Source organism: Streptomyces niphimycinicus (assembly GCF_018883605.1).
In the GTDB taxonomy this organism is placed as follows: domain Bacteria; phylum Actinomycetota; class Actinomycetes; order Streptomycetales; family Streptomycetaceae; genus Streptomyces; species Streptomyces niphimycinicus.
In genome coordinates this window covers 1-4769 of the sequence record NZ_JAHLEM010000998.1, presented here as the reverse complement: position 1 = coordinate 4769, position 4769 = coordinate 1, and the positions used below count along the sequence as shown (strand labels likewise).

At 72.7% G+C, this 4769-nt stretch carries 5 protein-coding genes; 4 read left to right on the top strand and 1 reads right to left on the bottom strand.

The genetic code is table 11. The features are described from left to right. Positions 1–1032, bottom strand: a 1032-nt coding sequence (locus KN815_RS46675; RefSeq protein ID WP_253209683.1) for a hypothetical protein, incomplete at its 3' end; no start/stop codon positions are given. A gap of 227 nt (positions 1033–1259) precedes the next feature. Here KN815_RS46675 and KN815_RS46670 point away from each other — a divergent pair. From KN815_RS46670 to KN815_RS46655, 4 genes are all read left to right on the top strand, one after another. Continuing rightward, the gene (locus KN815_RS46670; protein ID WP_216347846.1) at positions 1260–2294 is read left to right on the top strand and encodes an ABC transporter substrate-binding protein; all 1035 of its coding nucleotides are present in this window, start codon (positions 1260–1262) and stop codon (positions 2292–2294) included. A gap of 252 nt (positions 2295–2546) precedes the next feature. Continuing rightward, positions 2547–3407: a Nif3-like dinuclear metal center hexameric protein gene (locus tag KN815_RS46665; protein WP_216347845.1), complete on the top strand. Its 861-nt coding sequence runs from the start codon at positions 2547–2549 to the stop codon at positions 3405–3407. Between the two features lie 89 nt (positions 3408–3496). Continuing rightward, positions 3497–4240, top strand: coding sequence for a zinc ribbon domain-containing protein (locus tag KN815_RS46660; RefSeq protein WP_216347847.1), 744 nt, complete (start codon positions 3497–3499; stop codon positions 4238–4240). A 4-nt stretch (positions 4241–4244) separates the two neighbouring features. Then, the coding region (locus KN815_RS46655) for a reverse transcriptase-like protein (RefSeq protein WP_253209681.1) at positions 4245–4769 on the top strand (525 nt) is incomplete at its 3' end.

The following is a 4769-nucleotide window of genomic DNA, read 5'->3' as shown; positions in this document are numbered from 1 at the left end:
CGCCGACCCCGACGGCCGCACCCGGGCCAGTCCGCAAGGCACCTGCGGGGTCGCGTACGGCAGCCGCAGCTCGCCGTCCCGGGTCCACAGGCCCGCGCCCGGAAGCCAGCCCTCCGGCGCGGGGAACTCGCGTAGCCGCCGCTCCGCCGGGCGCCATACGCCCACCCACGGCCGCCCGGCCCCGCCCCGTCCGTCGACGCGGAAGGCCACCGCGCACGCCTCCGGCGTCAGCACCTGCCCCGGCTGCACCGCGAACGGCGTGGCCTCCGACCACCCCGCGGGCCGCAGACAGTCCGGGAACCGCACCGGCCAGGTGCTGCCCAGCACCCCCCACCCCAGCCGCTCCTCCCCGGGCGCGTCGGACCGCAGCAGCAGCAGACCGCTGTCGGGGTCGGCGAGCAGCAGTCGGTCGTCGCTGCGCTCGGTGATCTGAAGCAGCGGGCTGGTCTCACCGCCCCGGCGCAGATCGACCACCACGGTCTTCGTCCGGCCGTCGAGTTCGCGGTCGAGCGCCAGCAGCCGGCCCGTACGGTCCAGCCAACTGCCGCCCGTACAGCGGCCGGGCACCTCGGCCAGATGCTGGGGGACGAGGACGCCGCCCCCGGCCACCAGCCAGACGGAGGTGGACCGCGGCCCGCGCCCCAGCGCGAACGCGCACAGGCCGCCGGGCGCGGGCGGCAGCAGCGAGACGTCGGCGCGGTCGATGCCGCCGAGCGGGCGCTCGCCGGTGCCGGGACCGGCCGGGTAGAGCAGCGAGAAGGCGTGGTGTCCGGCCACCCGGCGGTGGATGAGCACCTGCCCGTCGGCCAGGGGCAGCAGTTCGCAGTCCGGCTCCTCGGGCTGGGCGGCGGGCAGCGGCACGGCGTAGGGCTCCGGGCCGTCCAGCGTCCAGCGCTCGGGGTACCAGCAGCACGCCTCCTCGCTGAGCGCGAGCCGCGCGCCGTACGAGCGGTCCGAGGCGATGGTGAAATCCCCTCGGGGCCGGTCGCCGACGCCCCCGGTGAGGGCGGTGTCGAAGGCACAGGCAGTCATCGTTCAGTCACCTCCGGCCACTGAACGTAGTTTTCGCACTCCCTGCCGAAGGCCGTAATGGATGCGCTCCACCCGTAAGTGTGTCTCTCGCCCGATTCGCCTGAGAGGTCGGGGGTGAATGTGCTGTAAGCGACGGGAGGATGGTTTGTGATTAAAGTAAGGCACACCTAAGTGCGATTGGCGCGCTCGTGAGAACGGCGCGCCCCTGCCATCCCAGGAGCTCTGTCATGTCCCTGCGCGTTCGCGGCGCTGCCGCCCTCGCCCTCGCCCTGGCCGGGGCGCTGTCCCTCGCCGCCTGCGGATCGTCGGACGACGGGGACGGCGCCAAGCGCAACGGCGGGAGCGGCAAGTCCGTCGCCCAGGGCGGCAAGGACTTCGGCTCGGCGGCCGAGCAGACCGCGAAGATGGGTACGGATGCCAAGCCCGGCGCGTTCCCGCGCACCATCACCCACGCCATGGGCAGGACCGAGATCGAGAGCAAGCCGAAGCGGGTCGTGGTGCTCGACGTCGGCGAGCTGGACAATGTCGTCTCGCTGGGGCTGAAGCCGGTCGGCTACGCCCCCTCCGAGGGCGACCAGGCCATACCCGACTACCTCAAGAAGGACGCCGGGAACCCGAAGAACGTCGGCACCATCAACAACCTCAACCTCGAGGCCATCAACGCCCTCCACCCCGATCTGATCCTCGGCAGCAAGCTGCGCGCCGAGCCGCTCTACGACGAGCTGAAGCAGATCGCCCCGACCGTCTTCGCCATCCGCCCCGGCTTCACCTGGAAGGAGAACTACCTCCTCAACGCCGCGGCCCTGGACCGGACCGCCGACGCCAAGCGCGCACTCGGCGCGTATGAGCGGAAGGCGAAGAAGCTCGGCGAGGACATCGGCCCCGACAAGCCGACCATCACCATGCTCCGCTTCATGCCACAGGCCACCCGGCTCTACGCCAAGGCATCCTTCATCGGCACCATCCTCCAGGACGTCGGCCTGCCGCGCCCGAAGAACCAGCAGATCAACGACCTCGCCGCCGAGATCGGCCCGGAGCGGATCGACGACGCCGACGCCGACTGGATCTTCACCGGTGTCTACGGCGACCCCAAGGCCACCAAGCGCGACCAGGCGCAGTCCAACCCGCTGTGGAAGAAGCTGAAGGCGGTCAAGGACGGCCAGGCCAAGAACGTCGACGAGGAGACCTGGTACCTGGGCCTCGGCGTCACCGCCGCCGACCGGGTCCTCGACGACCTCCGCGGCTACCTGGCCCACGGATGAGCGTGTCCGCTCGGGAACTCGCGGGGCCGCCCGGGAGCGAACCCCGCTCCCGGGCGGCGTCGAGCAGGGGGGCATGACGTCCAGGACGTGCCGGGCAGGCTCGGCGGAGGACTGGTGCGGGCGGGCCGCCGCCGGCGCCCGCGCCAGGGCGGCCAGGCCGTAGTCCCGGGCGGAGCCCGCCTGGCGACCGTCGTCGCGCTGAGTGAAGGCCGGGGCAGGGCTCAGCCGTGATCCGGGAGGTAGCCTTGCCCCGTGCCCGCACTCAACGACGTCATCGCCGCACTCGACGCCCTCTGGCCGCCCGAGCGGGCGGAGCAGTGGGACGCCGTCGGCACGGTGTGCGGTGACCCCGAGGCCGAGGTCACCCGCGTGCTGTTCGCCGTCGACCCGGTCCAGGAGGTGGCCGACGAGGCGGTGGACCTCGGCGCCGATCTGCTGATCACTCACCATCCGCTCTATCTGCGGGGGACGACCACGGTCGCCGCCTCCAGCTTCAAGGGCCGGGTGGTGCACACACTGATCAAGAACGACGTCGCCCTCCAGGTGGCGCACACCAACGCCGACACCGCCGACCCCGGCGTCTCCGACGCCCTCGCCGGCGCGCTCGACCTGCGGATCGTCGGCCCGCTGGTGCCCGACGCCACCGACCCCGAGGGCCGCCGCGGTCTGGGCCGGGTCTGCGAGCTCGACCACCCCGAGACGCTGCGGGAGTTCACCGAGCGCGCCGCCGCCCGGCTGCCCGCCACCGCGCAGGGCATCCGCGCCGCGGGCGACCCGGACCGTACGATCCGCCGGGTCGCGGTCAGCGGCGGCTCCGGCGACAGCCTCTTCGACGCGGTGCGCGCGGCCGGGGTCGACGCGTTCCTCACCGCCGATCTGCGCCACCACCCGTCCTCGGAGGCACGGGAGCACAGCGATCTCGCCCTGGTGGACGCCGCGCACTGGGCCACCGAATGGCCCTGGACCGAACAGGCCGCGGCCCAGTTGGACGAGATCTCCGACCGGCACGGCTGGGGCCTGCGTACACATGTCTCCCGTATCGTCACCGATCCCTGGACGGCCCACGCCACGGCCCCGGCCGTCCGCGCGGCCGCCCCGTCCTTCTCCGCTTGACCTCGCACCGCTCGACCTCTTGACCCCTTTGACCCCGTGACTTCCCTGACCCCGTTCTCCGTTCCACCCGACTCCCCTGGAGCCCCACGCTGAATGCCGCGCCCGCCGATCAGATCCGCCTCCTCGACGTCCAGGCGCTCGACGTCCGGCTGTCGCAACTCGCGCACAAGCGCAGGACGCTGCCCGAGCACGCCGAGATCGAGACGCTGAACGCCGATCACACCCAGCTCCGCGACCTGCTCATCGCCGCGCAGACCGAGGAGAGCGACACCGCCCGCGAGCAGACCAAGGCGGAGCAGGACGTGGACCAGGTGCGCCAGCGCGCCGCCCGCGACCAGAAGCGCCTGGACTCCGGCGCCGTCACCTCGCCGAAGGATCTGGAGAACCTCCAGCACGAGATCGCCTCCCTCGCCAAGCGCCAGGGCAACCTGGAGGACGTCGTCCTGGAGGTCATGGAGCGCCGGGAGTCCGTCCAGGAGCGGATCACCGAGCTGACCGAGCGGGTGGAGTCCCTCCAGTCCAAGATCGGCGACGCCCAGGCGCGCCGGGACGCGGCGGCCGAGGGGATCGACGCCGAGATCGCGACCGCCACCAAGGAGCGCGAGGTGATCGCCGGGACCATCCCCGCCGATCTGCTGAAGCTCTACGACAAGCTGCGCGGGCAGCAGGGCGGTGTCGGCGCGGCCCGGCTCTACCAGCGGAGCTGTGACGGCTGCCGCCAGGAGCTCGCCATCACCGAGCTCAACGAGGTGCGCTCGGCGGCCCCCGACACGGTGCTGCGGTGCGAGAACTGCCGCCGGATCCTGATCCGTACGCCCGAGTCGGGGCTGTAGGGCGATGGCGCGGCGCTTCGTCGTCGAGGCGGACGGCGGGTCCCGGGGCAACCCGGGGCCGGCCGGTTACGGCGCGGTCGTGCTCGACGCGGAGACCGGTGAGCCGCTCGCCGAGGCGGCCGAGTACATCGGCACGGCGACCAACAACGTCGCCGAGTACAAGGGCCTGATCGCCGGGTTGCGGGCGGCGTACGCCCTGGATCCGGCGGCCGAGGTCCGGGTGCGGATGGACTCCAAGCTGGTCATCGAGCAGATGTCGGGCCGCTGGAAGATCAAGCACCCCGATATGCGGCCGCTCGCCGCCGAGGCCAAGGCGATCATGCCGCCTGGCCAGTTGACGTACGAGTGGATCCCGCGCGAGAAGAACAAGCACGCGGACCGGCTCGCCAACGAGGCGATGGACGCGGGCAAGCGGGGCGAGCAGTGGCAGCCGAAGGTGCCGCCGGGCGGCACGCTGGCGGCGGCGAGTGCGCCTGTGGCGGGCGCGCCGGAGGCCGCCGCCCTCTCCGCCCCCGTCGCCCCCGTCGCT